21 protein-coding genes are annotated in these 19,705 nt (G+C 70.6%); 6 read left to right on the forward strand and 15 right to left on the reverse strand.

Going from position 1 to position 19,705, the window contains the following annotated elements; genetic code table 11:
* Positions 1-61: 61 nt before the first annotated feature.
* The 15 genes from ACIRVH_RS01790 to ACIRVH_RS01860 all read right to left on the reverse strand — a co-directional run bounded on the left by ACIRVH_RS01790 (position 62) and on the right by ACIRVH_RS01860 (position 15,192).
* A complete protein-coding gene (locus ACIRVH_RS01790; RefSeq protein ID WP_403947308.1) occupies positions 62-976 on the reverse strand; it encodes a 2-hydroxy-3-oxopropionate reductase in 915 nt (304 codons plus the stop codon).
* Positions 977-1,014: 38 nt separating this feature from the next.
* A complete protein-coding gene (locus ACIRVH_RS01795) occupies positions 1,015-1,845 on the reverse strand; it encodes a TIM barrel protein (protein WP_403947309.1) in 831 nt (276 codons plus the stop codon).
* Between the two features lie 151 nt (positions 1,846-1,996).
* Entirely contained in the window at positions 1,997-2,752 is a 756-nt protein-coding gene (locus tag ACIRVH_RS01800) for a hypothetical protein (RefSeq protein WP_403947310.1), read from the reverse strand.
* A 34-nt stretch (positions 2,753-2,786) separates the two neighbouring features.
* Entirely contained in the window at positions 2,787-3,260 is a 474-nt protein-coding gene (locus tag ACIRVH_RS01805; RefSeq protein WP_403947311.1) for a hypothetical protein, read from the reverse strand.
* 11 nt (positions 3,261-3,271) lie between these two features.
* Positions 3,272-4,546: an MCE family protein gene (locus ACIRVH_RS01810; protein ID WP_403947312.1), complete on the reverse strand. Its 1,275-nt coding sequence runs from the start codon at positions 4,544-4,546 to the stop codon at positions 3,272-3,274.
* Positions 4,543-5,811, reverse strand: a complete 1,269-nt coding sequence (locus ACIRVH_RS01815; protein ID WP_403947313.1) for an MCE family protein — start codon at positions 5,809-5,811, stop codon at positions 4,543-4,545. The genes ACIRVH_RS01810 and ACIRVH_RS01815 overlap by 4 nt, the downstream gene beginning before the upstream one ends.
* Positions 5,808-6,917: an MCE family protein gene (locus ACIRVH_RS01820; RefSeq protein ID WP_403947314.1), complete on the reverse strand. Its 1,110-nt coding sequence runs from the start codon at positions 6,915-6,917 to the stop codon at positions 5,808-5,810. The genes ACIRVH_RS01815 and ACIRVH_RS01820 overlap by 4 nt, the downstream gene beginning before the upstream one ends.
* Positions 6,914-7,924, reverse strand: a complete 1,011-nt coding sequence (locus tag ACIRVH_RS01825; RefSeq protein WP_403947798.1) for an MCE family protein — start codon at positions 7,922-7,924, stop codon at positions 6,914-6,916. Before ACIRVH_RS01825 ends, ACIRVH_RS01820 begins: the two co-directional genes overlap by 4 nt.
* A 233-nt stretch (positions 7,925-8,157) precedes the next feature.
* Complete coding sequence (locus ACIRVH_RS01830; RefSeq protein ID WP_403947315.1) at positions 8,158-9,198, reverse strand: MCE family protein; 1,041 nt, start codon at positions 9,196-9,198, stop codon at positions 8,158-8,160.
* Positions 9,195-10,451 carry an MCE family protein gene (locus tag ACIRVH_RS01835; RefSeq protein ID WP_403947316.1) on the reverse strand — a complete coding sequence of 419 codons (1,257 nt, stop codon included), beginning with the start codon at positions 10,449-10,451 and terminating at the stop codon, positions 9,195-9,197. The genes ACIRVH_RS01830 and ACIRVH_RS01835 overlap by 4 nt, the downstream gene beginning before the upstream one ends.
* A 5-nt stretch (positions 10,452-10,456) precedes the next feature.
* Complete coding sequence (locus ACIRVH_RS01840; RefSeq protein ID WP_403947317.1) at positions 10,457-11,281, reverse strand: MlaE family ABC transporter permease; 825 nt, start codon at positions 11,279-11,281, stop codon at positions 10,457-10,459.
* A gap of 3 nt (positions 11,282-11,284) precedes the next feature.
* On the reverse strand, positions 11,285-12,055 hold the full coding sequence (locus ACIRVH_RS01845; protein ID WP_403947318.1) for an MlaE family ABC transporter permease: 771 nt from the start codon (positions 12,053-12,055) through the stop codon (positions 11,285-11,287).
* Complete coding sequence (locus ACIRVH_RS01850; protein ID WP_403947319.1) at positions 12,052-12,981, reverse strand: ABC transporter ATP-binding protein; 930 nt, start codon at positions 12,979-12,981, stop codon at positions 12,052-12,054. The genes ACIRVH_RS01845 and ACIRVH_RS01850 overlap by 4 nt, the downstream gene beginning before the upstream one ends.
* 108 nt (positions 12,982-13,089) lie before the next feature.
* Positions 13,090-14,079, reverse strand: coding sequence for a sigma-70 family RNA polymerase sigma factor (locus ACIRVH_RS01855; protein WP_403947320.1), 990 nt, complete (start codon positions 14,077-14,079; stop codon positions 13,090-13,092).
* 114 nt (positions 14,080-14,193) lie between these two features.
* Complete coding sequence (locus ACIRVH_RS01860) at positions 14,194-15,192, reverse strand: lytic transglycosylase domain-containing protein (RefSeq protein ID WP_403947321.1); 999 nt, start codon at positions 15,190-15,192, stop codon at positions 14,194-14,196.
* Between the two features lie 254 nt (positions 15,193-15,446).
* Between ACIRVH_RS01860 and ACIRVH_RS01865 the strand changes: the two genes are divergently transcribed.
* The 6 genes from ACIRVH_RS01865 to ACIRVH_RS01890 all read left to right on the forward strand — a co-directional run bounded on the left by ACIRVH_RS01865 (position 15,447) and on the right by ACIRVH_RS01890 (position 19,525).
* The gene (locus tag ACIRVH_RS01865) at positions 15,447-15,695 is read left to right on the forward strand and encodes a hypothetical protein (RefSeq protein WP_361226935.1); all 249 of its coding nucleotides are present in this window, start codon (positions 15,447-15,449) and stop codon (positions 15,693-15,695) included.
* Positions 15,692-16,060, forward strand: a complete 369-nt coding sequence (locus ACIRVH_RS01870) for a helix-turn-helix domain-containing protein (RefSeq protein WP_403947322.1) — start codon at positions 15,692-15,694, stop codon at positions 16,058-16,060. The genes ACIRVH_RS01865 and ACIRVH_RS01870 overlap by 4 nt, the downstream gene beginning before the upstream one ends.
* A 129-nt stretch (positions 16,061-16,189) precedes the next feature.
* Entirely contained in the window at positions 16,190-16,702 is a 513-nt protein-coding gene (gene uraD / locus ACIRVH_RS01875; RefSeq protein WP_403947323.1) for a 2-oxo-4-hydroxy-4-carboxy-5-ureidoimidazoline decarboxylase, read from the forward strand.
* 4 nt (positions 16,703-16,706) lie between these two features.
* Positions 16,707-17,099: a hydroxyisourate hydrolase gene (gene uraH, locus ACIRVH_RS01880; RefSeq protein WP_403947324.1), complete on the forward strand. Its 393-nt coding sequence runs from the start codon at positions 16,707-16,709 to the stop codon at positions 17,097-17,099.
* A 4-nt stretch (positions 17,100-17,103) separates the two neighbouring features.
* Positions 17,104-18,027 carry a factor-independent urate hydroxylase gene (pucL, locus tag ACIRVH_RS01885; protein WP_403947325.1) on the forward strand — a complete coding sequence of 308 codons (924 nt, stop codon included), beginning with the start codon at positions 17,104-17,106 and terminating at the stop codon, positions 18,025-18,027.
* 118 nt (positions 18,028-18,145) lie between these two features.
* Positions 18,146-19,525, forward strand: a complete 1,380-nt coding sequence (locus ACIRVH_RS01890; protein ID WP_403947326.1) for an 8-oxoguanine deaminase — start codon at positions 18,146-18,148, stop codon at positions 19,523-19,525.
* Positions 19,526-19,705: the final 180 nt, after the last annotated feature.

A 19,705-nucleotide genomic window follows, 5' to 3' on the forward strand; every position in this document is an offset into this window, starting at 1 on the left:
CCGCCTGGGCGCGACAGGACAGGTGTCAGCGGCACCGCGGCCCGGAAGTCTCGGGAGGCCGTCAGGCCTGGGCGCCGGACAGGCGCTCCACGGCCCGCAGCAGGGCCGAGTGGTCCAGGCCGCCGTCGCCCTGGGCGCGCAGCGAGGCGACCAGTTGGGCGACCACGGCACCGACCGGCAGGGCGGCGCCGACGTTGCGGGCGGCGTCGGTGACGATGCCCATGTCCTTGTGGTGCAGGTCGATGCGGAAGCCCGGCTTGAAGTCGCGGCTCAGGAAGTTGTCCTTCTTGCGGGTCAGCACGGTCGAGCCCGCGAGGCCGCCGTTGAGGACGTCCAGCGCGGCCTGCAGGTTCACGCCCGACTTCTCCAGGAAGACCACGGCCTCGGCGCAGGCCTGGATGTTCACGGCCACGATCAGCTGGTTGGCCGCCTTCACGGTCTGGCCGGAGCCGTGCGGGCCGCACAGCACGATGGTCTTGCCCAGCGCGTCGAAGATCGGCTCGGCCTGGTCGAAGTCGGCCTGCTCGCCGCCGACCATGATCGACAGTACGGCCTCGACGGCGCCGGCCTCACCGCCGGAGACGGGGGCGTCGAGGACGCGGATGCCCTTCTCCTTGGCGTTCTTCGCGAGGTCCACCGAGGTCTGCGGGGTGATCGAGGACATGTCGATCAGCAGGGCGCCCTGCTTGGCGTTCTCCAGGATGCCGTCGGGGCCGTAGGAGATGGCCTCGACGTGCGGGGAGGCGGGCACCATCGTGATCACCACGTCGGCGTCGCGCACGGCCTCGGCGATCGAGGAGGCCACGGTGCCGCCGGCGGCCGCGAGTCGGTCCAGCTTGTCCTGCTCCAGGGTGAAGCCGGTGACGTCGTAGCCCGCCTTGATCAGGTTCTCGGACATGGGGGAGCCCATGATGCCGAGGCCGATCCAGGCGATCGCAGGGCGGGCCGGGCGGGAGGAATCTGCAAGGTTGCTCATCGGGGTGCCTCTCTGACTGCTGTGCAAAGTCGGGGGGTTCAGCGCGCTTCGCGCGGGAGCCACTCGAAGGAGTCGGCGCTCGGACGGTCGCCGGCCTTGTACTCCAGGCCGACCCAGCCGTCGTAACCGGCCTTCTTCAGCTGGTCGAGCAGTTCCTCCAGCGGGAGCGAACCCGTCCCGGGAGCGCCGCGGCCGGGGTTGTCGGCGATCTGGACGTGGCCGGTCCTCGCCGCGTACTGCTCGATGGCCGAGGGCAGGTCCTCGCCGTTCATGGACAGGTGGTAGAGGTCCATGAGGAACTTCGCGTTCCCGAGGCCCGTCGCCGCGTTGACCTTGTCCACGATCTCGATCGCCTTGGGCGCGCTCACGATCGGGCACTTCGGCGACTCGGGCTGGTTCAGGGCCTCGATCAGGATGATCGCGCCGACCCGGTCGGCCGCCCGCGCCGCGAGGGCGAGGTTCTCCAGGGCGAGCGCGTCCTGCTCGGCCGGATCCACGCCCTCGACCCGGTTGCCGTACAGCGCGTTGAGCGCCGTGCAGCCGAGGGAGGCCGCGAAGTCCGCCGCCACGTCGATGTTGGCGCGGAACTTCTCCGACTCCTCACCGGGGATCGACAGGGCGCCGCGGTCCGGGCCCGGCAGCTGTCCGGCGTAGAAGTTCAGACCCGTGAGCTGGACGCCCGCGTCCTCGATCGCCTTCTTCAGGGCGTCGAGTTCGGACTGCTCGGGGGTGGGGGAGTCGACCCAGGGCCACCACAGCTCGACCGCCGTGAAGCCCGCCGCGGCGGCGGCCGCGGGGCGCTCCAGGAGCGGGAGTTCCGTGAAGAGGATCGACAGGTTGACGTTGAAGCGCTGGTCTGCAAATCCCATTCGGGCCGCGCTCCCTTCGGTTAGAGATTCCGTATTGTGGAAGTTCGTTTCTGCCTAATGGAAGATTGCCTGTGGTCAGGGGTGACTGTCAAGAGCGGCCACGAAAAAGTGCCCCCGCGCGGGCTGCGCGGGGGCACTTCCGGTGGCCTGGTCAGAGGGCGTCCACGCCACTCACCTTCCAGCCGTCGGAGGTACGGGCGAGCGTCATCCGCACCCGGTCGAGGTCCAGGCGGGAGCCCGACACCTGCGTGCTCTGCGTGATCTGGTTGACGAAGAGCAGGACGACCACCTTGTCCGGTGCGGCGGACACGACGGAGACCGCGGGCGCGCCGCCGTCCGTGGGCGCCGCCACCGCCGCCTTCACCACGCCGTGGTACTTCCTCGCGGTCGGCCCGACCACTGTCCTCGTGGTCTTGCCGTACTGGTCGCGGAAGGCACCGGTCAGCAGGGCACGGGCCCGCGCGAAGTCACGGTCCAGGTGGCGGTAGTCGTACGACAGCACGACCGGCGCGGCCTTCCGGGCGGTGGCGAGGGCTTCGGCGCGTGCCTGTGCGGTCTGCTGTCCCTGCCGGTACTGCCACCCCAGTACGGCGGCCACGGCCAGGGCTGCCGCGAGCGCGAGGCAGAGTGCCGCGGTGAGCAGCCTTCGCAGGCGGGGCGGCTGCGCAGGCGCGCTCTCCTGCTCGTCGGTCTCCGGCTCCGCAGCCGGCTTCGGCTCCGGCGGGTCGTCCCAGCCGCCCGGGGGCTCGATGAGCACGGTGCGTCCCGAGGGCCGTCCCTCGGCCTGCGGGGCGGTCTCGTCCTGCTCCGGCCGCCTGGCGCGCTTGGCCGCCGCGCGGGCGGCCGCGGTCATGGTGCGGCGGGCCGGGGAGCCGGTGCCGCGGGTTCGGGTGGTCGGGTTCGCCACGGTGTCTCTCCTCACTGCCGGCGTCACTGCCGGGTCAGCCCACGAACTCGACGTCGGAGGTCAGCCAGCGGCCGTCCACGCGCACCAGATCGAGCTGGAGCCGGTAGGTCCGCGCCTGTCCCTCGGGCGCGGCGGTGTTGGTCACCTTGCTGTCGGCCACGACCAGGACCCGGGCCGAGCGCTCGTCGGACCGCACGATGCCCGCCTCCAGGACCTGCCCCTCGGACACCGACTTGTTCTGCGCGACCAGTCGGGTCAGCTGCGCCGTCTGCGCGGTGAACTGCTTCTTGAAGTCGCCGGTGGCACCCTTCAGCACGTTGCCGCTGTCCCGGCCGTAGTGCCGGTAGTCGAGCGAGGTGAAGTTCAGCGCCGACTGGCGGGCGGCCGCCAGGACGTCCTGGCGGCGCTGCTCCGCCGCATGCTGGTCGGACAGCCGCAGCCCCAGCCAGACGGACAGCGCGGTCGCCAGGACGGTCGTGGCGACGAGCCCCACCCACAGCGGCCTCATGCGCCCCCCTTTCATGCCATCGGTCCCACGAGCAGCCATTGCCACGACTCCTTTCCGAACACGGTCTGTTCGCCGCCCGTCGAACCGATCTCGACGGGCGTTCCGTCCGGGCCGGTGGAGGTACCGGTCTCCGGGTCGTACGGGGCCACGTACGCGGCCTGGTTCGCACTGCCCGAACCGGCCGAGGCGCCGGGGGCGTTCTGCGCGCCTCGCACCGAGGTCTTGCCGCCTCGCGGCGCCGTGCAGTGCGCGCCGGTGTTCGCCGGGCGCGTTCCGGTGTCGGCGGGGTCGCGGCGCTGCGTGCCGTAACCCCGGGTGCACGCCGGTGGGTCGTCGGCGTTCAGGGTCAGCCCGAAGTGGGTCGTGCCGTCGCCGGGGACGACGGTGTAGCTGCCTGCGACGTTGAGCGGGAAGGTGACCAGGGCCTGTTCCACGCCGGGCAGCCGCGCCACGGTGATCTGACCGCCGCTGATGAGGTTGGCCAGCAGGACCGGCAGGTGCGGCTGCGTGGACTTCAGCAGGGAGTTGATCTCCTGTGCGGCGGGCGCCGTGTTGCCGATCAGCCGGCGCAGCTCCCCGTCGCTCGACTTCAACTGCTCGGTGAGCGTGGCGAGATCGCGGGAGAACGACTTGATCGCCGAACCCTGGTCGGCCTGCGTCTTGAGCACCTTCCGCGAGTCCTCGATCAGTGAGACCGTCTCCGGGAGCGACTCGGACGCCGACTCGACCAGCTCGTTGCCGGAGTCCACCAGGCGGCTCAGATCCGGTCCGGTGCCGGCGAAGGCCTTGCCCAGCTCGTCGACGGTGGTGCGCAGATCGTCCTTGCCCACGGAGTTGACCAGCCGGTCGAGGCTGAGGACGAGGTCGGTGACCGGCAGCGGGGTCCGGGTGCGGCTGCGCGGTATCGGGCTGCCGTCCATCAGGTACGGGCCGCCCGAGCGCCGGGGTTGCAGGTCGACGTACTGCTCACCCACCGCCGAACGGTTGGCGACCACCGCCAGCGTGTCGGCCGGGATCCGCGGCGCGCCGTCCTCGATCTGCAGGGGCACCGAGACCCCGGAACCGGTCAGCTTCAGGTCTCCCACCCGGCCCACCGGCACCCCGCGGTAGGTGACCTCGGAGCCCGGGAAGACGCCCCCGGACTCGGCGAAGTCCGCATGCACGGTGTAGCCGCGGTCGAGGACGTCGTCCACCAGGCCCGTGTACTCGGCGCCGACGTACGACACCCCGACGGCGGTGACGGTCGCGAAGGCGAGCAGCTGGGCCCTGACCGTACGTGTGATCACGGCAGTATCCCCTTCAGCATGAGCTCGGCGAGGCCGAGGTCGATCCCCTGCGGGAGGCGGTGCGAGCCGTCCCCGGTGCCGTAGGACGCGGTGCAGACCGGCGGGCACAGCAGGGTGCTGCCGTCCGTGGGCGTCGAGGGCACGGCGGGTGCGGACGGGGTGTCCGGCAGGGGCGGGGTGGACGGGAGCGGGGTCGGTGCGGGGACGCCGGGCAGAGTCGGCAGGTCCGGGGTGCCGGAGCCGCCGCCCTTCCCGCGCGGCTTGCGGGTGACGTTGCCGTAGACACCTGCGAGGTCCAGGTCAGCGGTGATCTTCAGGTTGACGTAGTCGCCCTTGATGGCGTCCACCACGTTGCGGGGGAACGGGTAAGTGGTCAGCAGCTCGAGGGAGTTGGGCAGGTCGTCGCCTGCCTTGTTCAGCTCCTGCAGGATGGGCCTCAGCGCCTTGAGGTCGGCGACGGTGTCGTCCCGCGAGGCGTTCACGACCCTGGTGCCGGTCCTGCCGAGTCTGGACAGGCCGGTGAGCATCTTCGTCAGGTCGCGGCGCTGGTCGGCGAGGACCTTCAGGGCGGGCGGCATGGTGTCGACGGCCTCGGCGATGGTCTTCTTCTCCGCCTTCAGCCGTTTGGCCAGCCGGTCGACACCGTTCAGCGCGCGGACGATGTCCGCCCGCTGGTCGTCGAGGCCGCCGAGGAACGTGTCGAGCTCCTTGAGCAGGGACCTGACCCGGTCCTCGCGGCCGTCCAGGGCCTTGTTCAGCTCGACGGTGATCGTCTTGAGCTGGGCCACCCCGCCGCCGTTGAGCAGCGCGGACAGGGCGGACAGCACCTCCTCGACGTCCGGGTTGCGGCCGCTGCGGGACAGCGGGATGCGGTCGCCGTCGCGGAGCCGGCCGACCGGGGTGGTGCCGGCCGGGGCGGACAGCGCCACGTACTTCTCGCCGAGCATGCTGGTCTGCCGCAGCTCGGCGACCGCGTTGCCGGGAAGCTTCACCGAGTCGGCGATCCGCAGTCGCACACGCGCGTGCCAGCCGTCCAGCTCCACCCTCTCGACCGCGCCCACGGTGACGTTGTCGACCTTGACCGCCGACTGCGGCACAAGATCCATGACGTCCCGGAACTCGACCGTGACGTGGTACGCGCGGCCGTCCCTGGCGGCACCTCCGGGGAGCGGGACGTCGTACCAGCCGTTGAACTCGCAGCCGGTCAGCAGCAGCGAGCCGACCGCCGTCCAGGCGGCCACCCGACCCAAGCGCTGCACACTCATGCCCGTGCCCCCAGGATTCCGCCGAGGGTCCTGTCGACCGAGCCCGTCGCCGCCGGCGCCGTCGGGACCTCGGGCAGGGAGTCGAAGAGCTTCCTGAGTCCCGCACAGTTGTCGTGGTCGGCCCCGGTCGTCTTCAAGAGGGAGCACAGCAGGGACGCCGGGTCCTGCGGTGTCTGCGCGTTGTTGCGGGTGTCGAGGGTGCCGGCGGCGGGGTTGTAGGCGTTCTGCAGGTTCGACAGACCCGTGGGGGCGACGTCCAACAGCTCCTCCAGAGCGGCCCGTTGGGTGACCAGGACCTTGGTGACCTTGCTGAGGCCCCGCACGTCCGAGGTCAGCGCCTTTTTGTTGTTCTTCACGAAGTCGGACACGTCGCCGAGCGCCGCGCCGAGGTTCTTCAGCGCCGCCGCGAGGTCCCCCCGCTCACCGGCCAGCTGCGCGGCCACCTCGGCGAGGCTGGTGTCGAACGACCGCACGTTCTTGTCGTCCGCCGCCAGCGCGGCCGTGAACACCTGGAGGTTCCGCACGGTGCCGAACAGGTCGCCGCGTCCGTCGGACAGCGTGGTGACCGCCTGCGAGAGGTCCTTGACGGTCTGGTTGAGGTTCTGGCCCTGGCCTCCGAGGTTGTCCGCGCTCACCCCGAGCAGCCGCGACAGCGAGCCGTCCTTGTTCGCGCCCTTCGGACCGAGCGCCTCGGCCGTGGTGTGCAGACTGTCGAAGATCCGGTCCAGCTCGACCGGTACGGCCGTACGCGACTCGGGGATGACGGCGCCGTCCCGCAGCACCGCGCCCCTCCGGTACACCGGCAGCAGCTGCACATAACGGTCGCTGACCACCGAGGAGTTGACAATGGCGGCCTGCACGTCCGCCGGAACCTTGCGACCCTGGTCGTATTCCAGTTCCACCCGCACCCGGCCACCCTCCGGCGTGATCCGCTTGACCTCGCCGATGCGGACGCCGAGGACGCGGACGTCGGAGCCGGGGTAGATGCCGACGGTGCGCGGAAAGTACGCCGTGACGCGGACGGGGTCGGGGTGCGGCCACAGGAGGACGCCGAGTGCGACGGCGACCGCGAGTGCGGTGAACAGCGCCAGGAGTCTGCGGGTCATCGGGTGCCTCCCGTCCGTGGCGTCACCGGGGCGGCGACCAGGTTCTGGACGTACGAGTCGAACCAGCGGCCGTTGCCGAGGGTGTTGGTGAAGAGCCGCACGTAGGGCGCGAGCAGCCTGACGCTCCGGTCGAGGCTCGCCTGGTTGCGTTCGAGCATCTTCACGAAGGTGTTGAGGTTCTTGAGCGCCGGCCCGATCTCCTTCCGGTTGTCCGCCACCAGGCCGGAGAGTTCGATGCCCAGCAGGGCGGAGCTCTTGAGCAACTGGTGGATCGCCGTGCGCCGCTTGCTGACCTCCTTGAACAGCTTGTCGCCGTCCGTCACCAGGGCGGAGAAGTCCTTCGTGCGCCCGGCCAGCACCTTGGTGACTCCGTTCGCGTGGTCCAGGAGGTCACGCAGCGCCTTGTCACGGGAGGCGACCGTCCTGGAGATCCTCGACAGCCCCTTGACCGACGCGCGCACCTCCTCGGGCGAGTCCTGGAAGGTGACGGAGATCGTGTCCAGCGCCTTCGCGAGCCGGTCCGTGTCGACCTCCTCCGTGGTCGTCGTCAGGTCACTGAACGCCTGCACGACGTCGTACGCCGACACCGTCCGCTTCAGCGGGATCTCGCTGCCCGGCTTCAACCGGCCGGGCCCCTTCGGGTACAGGGCCAGGTACTTCGCGCCGAGGATCGTCCTGACCCGGATCGACGCGCCGGTGTCGGTGCCGAACGCCGGGTCGCCCTTGACCTTGAAGGTCACCTTGACGTGGTCGCCGTCCAGGTCGACGCCCTCGACCTTGCCGACCTTGACCCCGGCGATCCGCACCTCGTCGCCCGGCTTGAGCCCGCCCGCCTCCGAGAAGGCCGCGCCGTAGGTCTCGCCGCCGCCGATCAGCGGCAGGCTGTCGGCGTTGAACGCGGCGACGGCCAGCAGCGCGAGGATGGTGAGGCCGACGGCGCCCACGACGACGGGTTTGCGGTCGCGGAACGGCTTCGGACGGGGGCGCTTCAGCCGGATCCGCGGCAGCTTCGGAGGCAGGATGCGGACCTTGACGAGGGGTTCGGGCCGGTGGGGCCTGCGCTTGGGCAGCTTGGGCAGCTTGGGCAGCTTGGGCAGCTTTGGCGGCAGGATGCGGACCTTCACCAGGGGTTCGGGCCGGCGGGACCTGCGCCTGGGCAGCCTCGGGAGCTTCGGCGGCAGGATCCGTACCTTGATCAGGGGCTCGGGCCGGCGGCGACGGCGCCGCGCGATGCGCAGGCTCATCCTCCGCACCTCGCCCGTGCCACGTGCAGTTCCGGAGTCAGCACCTGCTTCGTCTTCGGCAGCACGATCCGGCCGTCGAAGTCGCAGAGGTAGAAGTTGAACCACGAGCCGTAGGACGCCGTCCCGGTCAGTCGGTCGAGTTTGTTCGGCAGCCGCTTCAGCACGCCCTCCACGGTCTTCTCGTTGTCGTTCAGCGTTCCGGTCAGGTCGTTCAGACCGGCGATGTCGTCCTTCAGGGACGGGCGCGCGTCCGTCAACAGCCCGGAGGTGGCGTCGGCGAGGGCGCCGATGTTCGTCAGGGAGTCCCCGATGGGCTTGCGGTCGGCGGACAGCCCGGAGATCACCCGCCGCAGCTGCTTGAGCAGCCCGGAGAAGCGGGAGCCGCGCTTGTCGAGCGTCGCCAGCACGGTGTTGAGGTTGTCGATCACCGAGCCGATCAGCTCGTCGCGGTCGGCGAGGGTCGTCGTGAGGGAGGCCGTGTGTGCGAGGAGGCTGTTCACCGTGCCGCCCTCGCCCTGCAGCGTCCTGATGATCTCGGTGGCGAGCTGGTTGACGTCGCTCGGGCTGAGCGCGGCGAACAGCGGCTTGAAGCCGTTCAGCAGCGCGTTGAGGTCCAGCGCGGGCTGGGTCCGGGACAGCGGGATGGTGCCGCCGGGCCGTAGCCGGGTCGTGCCGTCGCCCGCACCCTCGGTCAGCGCGATGTACCGCTGCCCGACCAGATTCCGGTAGCGGACGACCGCGTGGCTGCCGGCCGGCAGCGGGCGGTCGGCAGTGACGGTGAAGGTGACCTCGGCCAGCGTCCGGTCCTTGATCCGGATGCCCTCGACCTCGCCGACCCGCACCCCGGCCACCCGGATGTCGTCGCCCTCCTCCAGCCCGGTCACGTCGGTGAACACCGCGTGGTACGTGTCCTTCGGGGTGAGGGAGACGTTGACGATGGTCGCGGCGAGCAGGGCCGTCGCCGCGATCGTGACCAGTACGAAGAGGCTGAACTTGATCAGCGGGGCGGCGGTCTGCCGGGCTCCTGCGGTACTCATACGACGCTCACCGCCGTCCCGCGGGCCAGCGGCCCGAACAACAGCGTCGTGACGGGCGGCACCTCGTCCGCGGGGACGCCCATGACGGGGGCCACGAGCGAGCCGACGGCCCGCTGCTCGGCCTCGGTGGCGGACACGGAGACACCTCCGGGAAGCGCGCCGCCCGGACTTCCGGCCGACGTACCGTCGTTGAGATGGGGTTTCGGACCGGGCACCTGCGGATGGGGCAGGCCCCGGCAGTTCGGTCCCGATCGCTCGCCGTAGCGCGGCTCCTCGCCGGGCCGGTACGCGGCCTGCGGGCGGACGACCTCGAGGGTGATCCGCATCTCGCCGCCCCGGAACGCCTCCTCCGAGGCCTTCTCCTGCCGGACCACGCCCTCGAACACACAGGGGTACTCGGGGGAGTAGCGGGCGAACAGCTCCAGCGTCGGACGGGAGACCCGGCCCAGGGTGATCAGCCGGTCGCCGTTCTCGGACAGGAAGTCGTCGGCCGTGCCCGCCACGGAAGCGGTCGAGCGGAGCGCGGAGGCCAGCTGGTCCTTCTTCTCGACGATCGTCCGACTGGTGGTGAGCGTGTTGCGCAGGATCCGCATCAGATCGGGCGCGGCGTCGCCGTACACCTCGGCGACGTCGGCGAAGCGCGCGATGTCCTCCTTCAGGGACGGCAGATGCGGGTTGAGGCGGTGCAGATAGCCCTCGACCCGGGTCAGGTTGTCGCCGATCCGGTCGCCGCGGCCCTCCAGCGCGGTGGCGAACGCCGAGAGCGTGGCGTCCAGTTCGCCCGGCCGGACGGTCCGCAGCAGCGGCAGCAGGTCGTTCATCAGCTGCTGCACCTCGGTACCGACCTTCGTACGGTCCTGGGTGATGACGTCCCCGGCGCGGATGGGCCGAGCCGACGAGTGCGCAGAGCGGGCGGGTGTCACGAGGTCGACGTACTTCTCGCCGAACAGCGTCTTGGGCAGCAGCCGTGCGTGCACGTCCGCCGGGATGAAGCGGACGTACTCCGGCTTGAGCGCGATGTCCAGCGCGGCCTTCGTGCCGTCCGTGTGTACCTCGCGCACCTCTCCGACCAGCAGCCCCCGCAGCTTGACGTCGGCCCGCGGATCGAGCTGGTTGCCGAGGCTGTCGGCCTCCAGGGTGATCCGCACGACGGGCGTGAACGCCTGCTGGTAGACGGCGACGGCGAGCGACAGCAGCAGCGCGAGCACCGCGATGAACGCGATGCCGTACAACCGGAGTCTCAGTACCCTCATCGGCCTCACCCCGCGATCCGTACAGTCGTGTTGGCGCCCCAGATCGCGAGGCTCAGGAAGAAGTCCAGGACGTTGATGGCGACGATCGACGTCCGTACCGCACGCCCCACCGCGACGCCGACGCCTGCCGGACCGCCGCTCGCGTAGTAGCCGTAGTAGCAGTGCACCAGGATGATCAGGACGGCGAAGACGATCACCTTGCCGAAGGACCACAGCACGTCGACGGGCGGCAGGTACTGGTGGAAGTAGTGGTCGTACGTGCCCGTGGACTGCCCGTAGTAGCCGGTGGTGATGGTGCGGGCGGCGAGGTACGACGACAGCAGCCCGATGACGTACAGCGGGATCACCGCGACGAAACCGGCGATCATCCGCGTCGTCACCAGGAACGGCAGCGAGGGCACGCCCATCACCTCCAGCGCGTCGGTCTCCTCGCTGATCCGCATCGCGCCGAGCTGCGCGGTGAAGCCGGCTCCGACGGTCGCTGACAGGGCGAGCCCGGCCACCAGCGGGGCGATCTCCCGGGTGTTGAAGTACGCCGACAAGAACGCGACGAAGTTGGAGGTGCCGAGCTGGTTGAGGGCCGCGTAGCCCTGGAGGCCGACCTCGGTGCCGGTGAAGAAGGACAGGAAGGCGATGACGCCGACCGTGCCGCCGACGACGGCCAGCGCACCGCGTCCGAAGCTGACCTCGGCCAGCAGCCGCAGGATCTCTTTCTTGTAGCGGCGCAGGGTACGGCCCGTCCATGTCAACGAACGTCCGTAGAAGGAGAGTTGGGTGCCCAGCTCTTCGAGGGAGCGCAGTGGGCGTTCGAGGAGTCTGAGTGGTCGCATCGGCTAACCCCTCTGCGGGACGAGCTGGAAGTACACCGCGGTCATCACGAAGTTCGTCACGAACAGCAACATGAAGGTGATCACCACGGACTGGTTGACCGCGTCGCCCACGCCCTTGGGGCCGCCCTTCGCGGTCAGCCCCTTGTACGAGGCGACGATCGCCGCGATGGCTCCGAACACCAGTGCCTTGATCTCGGCAGCCCACAGGTCGGACAGCTGGGCGAGGGTCGTGAAGGACGCCAAGTACGCGCCGGGCGTGCCGTTCTGGAGGACGACGTTGAAGAAGTAGCCGCCCGCGACGCCGACCACCGACACCAGCCCGTTCAGCAGCACGGCGACGACCATCGAGGCCAGCACGCGGGGCACGACGAGCCGGTGGATCGGGTCGATGCCGAGCACCTGCATCGCGTCGATCTCGTCCCGGATCCTGCGTGCCCCGAGGTCCGCGCAGATCGCCGTGCCGCCCGCGCCCGCGATCAGCAGCGCGGTGACGATCGGCGAGGCCTCGCGCAGTACGGCGAGCACCGAGGCGGCACCCGAGAAGGACTGCGCTCCCAACTGCCGGGTGAGGCTTCCGATCTGGAGGGCGATCACCGCTCCGAAGGGGATCGAGACGAGCGCCGTCGGCAGGATCGTGACGCTCGCGACGAACCACGCCTGCTGGATGAACTCCCTTGCCTGGAAGGGACGTCGGGGGAGAGTCCGGACAACGTCCAGCGCCATCACGAACAGGTCGCCCGAGTGCCGTAGCGCTCCGGTCGGGGAGAGCCTCATGCGCCCGCCACCTCCTTGCCGTGCAGCTCGGCCTCCCGTCTCGCGATCGCCTGCCAGCGGGGCGGCCGGACGATGCCCGGACTCGGCAGCAGGCGGGGCGTGAGCACCTTGCCCCCGCCGCCCTCGTCGATCTGCGCCAGCTCCTGCTCGACCTGTGCCGCGTCCTTCTCCTCCGCCATGCCGATCGGCCCCTGCATCCGGCCGTTCAGGAACTGCCGTACGACGGGCTCGTCGCTGGTCAGCAGCTCCTCACGGGGCCCGAACATCACCAGCTCACGGCGGAACAGCAGCCCGATGTTGTCCGGGACCTGGCGGGCCGAGGCGATGTCGTGCGTGACGATCAGGAAGGTCGCGTCGATCTGCGCGTTGAGGTCGACGATGAGCTGGTTGAGGTAGGCCACGCGCACCGGGTCGAGGCCCGAGTCCGGCTCGTCGAAGAGGATGATCTCCGGATCCAGCACCAGGGCGCGGGCCAGCCCGGCCCGCTTGCGCATACCGCCGGAGATCTCGCCGGGCAGCTTCCCCTCGGCGCCGATCAGCCCGACCATGTCCATCTTCTCCAGCACGATCCGCCGGATCTCGCTCTCGGACTTGCGGGTGTGCTCGCGCAGCGGGAAGGCGATGTTGTCGTACAGGTTCATCGAGCCGAACAGCGCGCCGTCCTGGAACAGCACGCCGAACAGCTTCCGCACCTCGTAGAGGTCGTGCTCACGCAGCTCGGTGATGTCCCGGCCCGCGACCATGACCGACCCGCGCTCCGGCCTGAGGAGCCCGACGAGCGTCTTGAGGAACACCGACTTGCCCGTCCCCGAGGGGCCGAGCATCACCGACACCTCGCCGGCGGGCAGCGTCAGCGACACGTCCTGCCAGATGACCTGGTGGCCGAAGGACTTGGTCAGCCCTTCCACACAGATCTCGACACCCATCCGGTCCCACCCTTCGCCCGTGGAGCAGCTCCGACATCTGCTCTACGGGGAGGGGAGGGGCGTCCGTCGCGGCGGAGGCAAGATTTTTTCCGCAGGCGTTTCCGGGGGCTACGGCAGCTTCGGGGAAGGCGTGGGTACGACGACGGGAACGGACGGCACGGCGGGTGCACCCGTGACCGAAGGGAGCTTCACCGAGGGGAGGGCCGGCACCGACGGCACCACGGACTCCACCGGCAGGTCCGGAAGCGGAGGCGACGAGACCTTGGGCAGAGGGGGCACGGAGAGCGGTACGACAGAGCCGCCGGCCGGCCGCTGAGCGGCCGCCCGACTCGGAGCCGCCGTCGCCGACGGCCTGCGCGGCTCCGGAGCGCGCACCTGCCCGGAGCTGTCCGTCCGGAGCACGTGCGCGCCGCTGGAGACACCCGGCCGTGGAGCCGGGGCCTGAGCGCCACCGCCCCCGTCGAGCGCGTACGGCAGCACGAACCCCGCCACCGCCAGGGTCGCCGCCGTCGAGGTGACCGCCACGGCCTGCGCCTTGCCCGCCCCGCGCGGCCGCCCGCGCCCGAGCAGGAACAGCACGAGCCCGAGCGTCCCGGCCAGCGAGGCGCGCAGCGTCCGCCGGGCCCGGGCCAGCAGGGACTCGACCGTCCGGTAGCTGAGCCCCATGCGCACGGCGACCTGGCCCACGTCCAGGTCCTCGGACTTCAGCCGCAGAGCCTCCGCCTGCCGGGCGGGCAGCTCACCGCTGCGGACGGCCACCCACTTCGCCTCGGCGCGGTCGCACACCGCCTCCTCGACCGGCACCGGGCCCGGCGCGTGGAGCGTGGGGCTGCTGCGCACCTCGGCCTCCCGGTTGACCTGCCGGTGGCGGTCGACGCACAGCCGCATCGTCACCGTGGTCAGCCAGGCGCCGAGGCGCTCGTCGTCCAGGTCCGGGTGCTCCGCCGCGCGCAGCATCGCCTCGTGCACGGCGTCCTCGGCGTCCTCCAGGCTCATCGACCGGCGCCGGGCCACCTTGAGCAGCTGCTCACGGTGGCTCCACATGCGCTGCCAACGCTCTTCGGCGGCCTGTGTGTCCGCAGGCATGTCCGTCGCCATGAGGGCCCCTTTGCGCTCACCCGCCGGTCCGTGCTTCCGGCGGGTGGCGACATTACCGCCGAGTATCGGCGGTTGTGGAGGGGCGGAGGCTCATCGTGTTCCAGCCGTTGCTGGTCAGCGGGCCATGCCGGGCAGCACGCCGCCGCCGGTCAGGGTGAGGGTCGGTGCGGGGACAGGGATCAGCGGCCCCTCCGTCTCCTTCGGGGCCCCGGCCGTCGGCGACGGGCCGGGGGAGGGCGAGGCGGGCGGGGTGGACGGCGTGTGGGACGGAGCGCCCGTGGCCGGCCGGCGGTCCGACGGCTTCGGCGCGGGCTTCGGGGTGCTCGGGCGGGACGGCTCCGGTCGGTCCCGGGCCTCGGACGGCCGGTCCGGCACCACCCGGTGTCCGGTCAGGTAGTACGCGTACCAGGCCCTGACCGTGCGCAGATAGGCCTCCGATCGGTTGTAGCCGAGGATCGCCCGGTCCAGGTCGGCGGGGTTCGAGAGGTCCCGGCCGCCCGCGCAGAGGTAGCGCCCGGCGGCGAGCGCCGCGTCGTAGACGTTGTCGGGGTCCGTGCGCCCGTCGCCGTTGCCGTCCGCGCCCCAGTGGGCCCAGGTCGACGGGATGAACTGCATCGGGCCGACCGCTCGGTCGTACACCGCGTCCCCGTCATGGGCGCCGCCGTCGGTGTCCCGTACGACGGCGAACGCGCCGCCGGTCAGCCGGGGCCCGAGGATCGGCGTCACGGTCGTACCGTCCGGGGTCACCCGGCCGCCCCGCGCCTGCCAGGACTCCACCTGGCCGATCGCGGCCAGCAGCTGCCAGCGCAGCCTGCAGCCGGGTGCGGTGCGAGCCAGCTCCGACTCGGCGCGCTGGTACGCGGCGAACACGGTCGCGGGCAGGGCGCCGCCCGGTACTCCCGCCGTCGAGCGGGGCTTCGGCGTACCGGTCCGGAGCGGCGGGAGATCGGTGCGGTACGGGGCGTCACCGGACACGCTCGGGCCGTGTTCCCTGGATACCGGCTTCCGTGCGGGCTCCGCGGCCCGCGCCGGCACCGCCCCCGGCGCCTGGGACGCGGTCAGCGCGGCCATGGCCGCCGCCGCGATCGCCGTACCCCTGGCACCTCTGAACACGTCTGTCCCGAATGTGAGCACCTCGTGGCCCCTCCTGTACGGTTTTCCGTCCCCTGCTCTACGCGGGCGGGCGGTCCGTCCGTCGCGGGAAGGCCGCAGGAGTCGCAGAAGGTCGCGAGAAAGCCGGACCTTCTCGGGAAGCCGGGTCGGCACGCACGTCCGTTAAGGTCTCCCCAAGCGGCCGGGGCGGTCCGACCCCCGTCGCCGCGGACCTGGCGGCACGCGCGGGTAGGAGCAGATGCCATGGGGGCACAGTGCGACTGAGAGTGGAGTTCACGACCGAGCCCTTCGACCTGGACGAGGCGCCCGCGCACGCGCTGGCGGCCCGCGAGGTGATCGAGGCGGCGGAGCTGGACGCGGTGGACGTCGGCCCGTTCGGCAACACGGCGGAGGGCGGTGCCGACGCGGTGCTGACCGCCGTGGACGCGCTGCTGCGCAAGACCCTGGAAGCCGGTGCCACCCGGATCTCGCTGCAGGTCAACGTGATCGGAGCGGGCGAATGACCGGCAATGGGGACGAGAACTTCATCGCGGCTGTGAAGCCGCTGATCGACGCCATGGGCGGGGAGATGCTCCCGCCCGACGAGGCCAGCCCCGAGGACGTCGTCCTCGCCTGGCAGGGCGTCGACGTCGTCGCCGTACGCCTGCCTCAGCTCGCCGACTCCCTCGACCACATCCTCGCCGCCATGGAGCGCAGGCAGGGCAGGCCCCTGGCCGACCTGGACCGCAAGTCCAAGCAGGAGGTCGTACGGATACTGGAGGCGCGCGGCGCCTTTGCCGTGCGGCACGGCGTGGAGACCGTGGCGAGCGCGCTGGGCGTCAGCCGCTTCACGGTTTACAACTACCTCAACCGGGAGAAGGGTGCCTGACGCCCCCCTGGGTGCTTCCCCGGCTTGTTACGCGGAATTTTCAACAAAGTGTTGACGTCGTGTTTCGGAGGGCGTTAGCTGTTCGCAGCCCGATCAGCACGAAGGCCGTTTCCGGCCACGGAGGCTCCCGTGACTACGACTTCCACGCCCCCGGGCCTGGCCCGGTTCAACGTCCTGGAGGAGCACGCGGCCCTCGCCGCCCTCCATGAGGCGTGCGCCTCCTCCGAGTGGGGCCGGCGGCTGGTCGCCGCCCGCCCGTACGCCGCCGCCGACGACCTCTACGCCGCAGGCGACGCCGCCATGGCCGAGCTGAGCACCGCGGACCTGGAAGAGGCGATGGCCGGCCACCCGCCGATCGGCCGCCCGAAGCCCGGCGACCCGACCTCCACGCGTGAGCAGCGCGGCATGGCCGGCGCGACCGAGGAGCTCAAGGCGGAGATGCTCGAACTGAATCTGGCCTACGAGGAGAAGTTCGGCCATGTCTTCCTGATCTGCGCCACCGGCCGTACCGGCGAGCAGATGCGGGACGCGGTCAAGGAGCGGATCGGCAACTCGCCTGAGCAGGAGCGGGAGATCGTCCGCACCGAGCTGGGCAAGATCAACCGCATCCGACTGGCCCGACTCGTCGAAGAGGACGTCTGAGACCATGAGCACCAGCACCACCGCCTCCGTGTCCACGCACATCCTGGACACCTCCGTCGGCCGCCCCGCCGAGGGCGTCGCCGTCCATCTCTCCGCCCGCGCCGGGCGCGGCGCGGACTGGCAGGCGCTCGGCGGCTCCGCGACCGACGCCGACGGCCGGTGCAAGGACCTTCCGGACCTGCCGGAAGGCGCGACACATGTACGGCTCGACTTCGCAGTCGAGGCGTATTTCGAGAAGAAGCAAGCCGATGCGCAGCAGGACGCCCCCGCGAATCGGGACAGCGGTGCCGTGTTCTTCCCCGAGGTGGCGATCACTTTCGCCGTGAACCCCGGGGAGCACTACCACGTACCGCTGCTGCTCAACCCGTTCGGCTACTCCGTTTACCGAGGGAGCTAGCTAAATGCCCACCATCCTGGGACAGAACCAGTACGGCAAGGCCGAGAACCGAGTCGTAAAGATCACGCGGGACGGCGCCACCCACCACATCAAGGACCTCAACGTCTCCGTCGCGCTGAGCGGCGACATGGACGAGGTCCACTACTCCGGCTCCAACGCCAACGTCCTGCCGACCGACACCACCAAGAACACGGTGTACGCGTTCGCCAAGGAGCACGGCATCGAGTCCGCCGAGCAGTTCGGCATCCACCTCGCCCGGCACTTCGTCACCTCGCAGGAGCCGATCCAGATCGCCCGGATCCGTATCGAGGAGTACGCCTGGGAGCGGATCGAGACCTCCGACGCCAACTCCAAGTTCATCGGCGCGGACGAGGTCAAGCACTCGTTCGTGCGCAAGGGCCAGGAGACCCGCGTCACCCAGATCACCTACGACGGTGAGAAGTGGGAGGTCATCTCCGGCCTGAAGGACCTGGTCGTGATGAACTCGACCAACTCCGAGTTCTGGGGTTACGTCAAGGACAAGTACACGACCCTGCAGGAGGCGTACGACCGCATCCTGGCCACCCAGGTCTCCGGCCGCTGGCGGTTCAACTGGACCGACGACGAGCAGAAGATGCCCAACTGGGAGAAGTCCTACGAGCAGGTCAAGAAGCACATGCTCCAGGCCTTCGCCGAGACGTACTCCCTCTCGCTGCAGCAGACGCTGTACCAGATGGGCTCGCGCATCATCAACAACCGCAGCGAGATCGACGAGGTCCGCTTCTCCCTGCCGAACAAGCACCACTTCCTGGTGGACCTCGAGCCCTTCGGGCTCAAGAACGACAACGAGGTCTACTTCGCCGCCGACCGGCCCTACGGCCTGATCGAGGCGACCATCCTCCGGGACGGCTGCGAGCCGAAGATCCCGGTGGACCTCACCAACCTCTGACACATCCCGATTTTTCGGCACCCGTGGCCGGGGGGCGCCTCCCCGGTCACGGCACTCAAAACTCCTAGGGTCCTGCCGTGCCCTCCCTCTTCAGTCCGCTGAGCGAAAAGGACGAATCATGGCAGCAGCCCAGCGCATCGTCATCGAGAACTGTTCGATCGCGACCGTCGACGCCGCCGACACCGAGTACGCCTCCGGGTACGTGGTCATCGCCGGCAACCGCATCGAGGCGGTCGGCGCGGGCAAGGCCCCCGAGGGCCTGGAGAACGTCGTACGCCGTATCGACGCCACCGGGCATCTCGTGACCCCCGGCCTGGTCAACACGCACCACCACTTCTACCAGTGGATCACCCGGGGCCTGGCCACGGACCACAACCTCTTCAACTGGCTGGTCGCGCTCTACCCCACCTGGGCGCGCATCGACGAGCCGATGGCGTACGCGGCGGCCCAGGGTTCGCTCGCGATGATGGCCCGCGGCGGCGTCACCACCGCCATGGACCACCACTACGTCTACCCGCAGGGCTCCGGCGACCTGTCCGGCGCGATCATCCGCGCCGCCCGCGAGACCGGTGTCCGCTTCACCCTGGCCCGCGGCTCCATGGACCGCAGCGAGAAGGACGGCGGCCTGCCCCCGGACTTCGCCGTCGAGACCCTCGAAGGCGCCCTCTCCGCGACCGAGGCCACCGTCAAGGAGCACCACGACGCCTCCTTCGACGCGATGACCCAGGTGGCCGTGGCCCCCTGCTCGCCGTTCTCCGTCTCCACCGAACTCCTGCGTGAAGGCGCCGAGCTGGCCCGCCGCCTCGGCGTACGCCTGCACACCCACGGCTCGGAGACGGTCGAGGAGGAGAAGTTCTGCCACGAGCTGTTCGGCATGGGCCCGACCGACTACTTCGAGTCCACCGGCTGGCTCGGCGAGGACGTGTGGATGGCGCACTGCGTCCACATGAACGACTCCGACATCACCGCCTTCGCCCGCACCAAAACGGGTGTCGCGCACTGCCCCTCCTCCAACGCCCGCCTCGCGGCCGGCATCGCCCGGGTCCCCGACATGCTGAAGGCGGGCGTCCCGGTCGGCCTCGGCGTCGACGGCACCGCCTCCAACGAGTCCGGTGAACTCCACACCGAACTGCGCAACGCCCTGCTGATCAACCGCCTCGGCAGCCACCGCGAGGCCGCGCTCAACGCCCGCCAGGCGCTGCGCCTCGGCACCTACGGCGGCGCCCAGGTGCTCGGCCGCGCGGCCGAGACCGGCTCGCTGGAGGCCGGCAAGCTGGCCGACCTGGTGCTGTGGAAGCTGGACACCCTCGCCCACGCCTCCATCGCCGACCCGGTGACCGCGCTGGTCTTCGGAGCGGCGGCCCCGGTCACCGCCTCCTTCGTGAACGGACGTCAGATCGTCGAGGACGGCCGCCTGCTGACCGTCGACGAGGACGCCATCGCCCGCTCCACGCGGGACGAGGCCCAGCGCCTGGCGCGGATCGCCGCCCAGAGCTGAGCCACCGCCGAACTCCGGCCGGGAGGGACGGCTCCCGGTCGGCAGCCGTGGACCCGAGCGGGGTCCATGGCGGCCGTCTCCGGGGCGCGTGTTCACGCGCGCGCCCCGGAACGGTCACCGTCCCCAGGCCCACCGACGGGCCTCCGGTCCCGCACGACCGTCGCGCACCACCTCCCTGAA

Origin of the sequence: Streptomyces sp. NPDC101165 (genome assembly GCF_044768135.1) — a bacterium.
Taxonomy (GTDB): domain Bacteria; phylum Actinomycetota; class Actinomycetes; order Streptomycetales; family Streptomycetaceae; genus Streptomyces.

Excerpts from the sequence above, each read along its gene's own strand:
- ACIRVH_RS01815 (WP_403947313.1), bottom strand. The coding sequence starts at position 5,811 with ATGAGTGTGCAGCGCTTGGGTCGGGTGGCCGCCTGGACGGCGGTCGGC.
- ACIRVH_RS01795 (WP_403947309.1), bottom strand. The coding sequence starts at position 1,845 with ATGGGATTTGCAGACCAGCGCTTCAACGTCAACCTGTCGATCCTCTTC.
- ACIRVH_RS01890 (WP_403947326.1), top strand. The coding sequence starts at position 18,146 with ATGGCAGCAGCCCAGCGCATCGTCATCGAGAACTGTTCGATCGCGACC.
- pucL (WP_403947325.1), top strand. The coding sequence starts at position 17,104 with ATGCCCACCATCCTGGGACAGAACCAGTACGGCAAGGCCGAGAACCGA.
- ACIRVH_RS01805 (WP_403947311.1), bottom strand. The coding sequence starts at position 3,260 with ATGAGGCCGCTGTGGGTGGGGCTCGTCGCCACGACCGTCCTGGCGACC.
- ACIRVH_RS01790 (WP_403947308.1), bottom strand. The coding sequence starts at position 976 with ATGAGCAACCTTGCAGATTCCTCCCGCCCGGCCCGCCCTGCGATCGCC.
- uraH (WP_403947324.1), top strand. The coding sequence starts at position 16,707 with ATGAGCACCAGCACCACCGCCTCCGTGTCCACGCACATCCTGGACACC.
- ACIRVH_RS01845 (WP_403947318.1), bottom strand. The coding sequence starts at position 12,055 with ATGAGGCTCTCCCCGACCGGAGCGCTACGGCACTCGGGCGACCTGTTC.
- ACIRVH_RS01830 (WP_403947315.1), bottom strand. The coding sequence starts at position 9,198 with ATGAGTACCGCAGGAGCCCGGCAGACCGCCGCCCCGCTGATCAAGTTC.
- ACIRVH_RS01835 (WP_403947316.1), bottom strand. The coding sequence starts at position 10,451 with ATGAGGGTACTGAGACTCCGGTTGTACGGCATCGCGTTCATCGCGGTG.
- ACIRVH_RS01870 (WP_403947322.1), top strand. The coding sequence starts at position 15,692 with ATGACCGGCAATGGGGACGAGAACTTCATCGCGGCTGTGAAGCCGCTG.
- ACIRVH_RS01855 (WP_403947320.1), bottom strand. The coding sequence starts at position 14,079 with ATGGCGACGGACATGCCTGCGGACACACAGGCCGCCGAAGAGCGTTGG.
- ACIRVH_RS01850 (WP_403947319.1), bottom strand. The coding sequence starts at position 12,981 with ATGGGTGTCGAGATCTGTGTGGAAGGGCTGACCAAGTCCTTCGGCCAC.
- ACIRVH_RS01820 (WP_403947314.1), bottom strand. The coding sequence starts at position 6,917 with ATGACCCGCAGACTCCTGGCGCTGTTCACCGCACTCGCGGTCGCCGTC.
- ACIRVH_RS01840 (WP_403947317.1), bottom strand. The coding sequence starts at position 11,281 with ATGCGACCACTCAGACTCCTCGAACGCCCACTGCGCTCCCTCGAAGAG.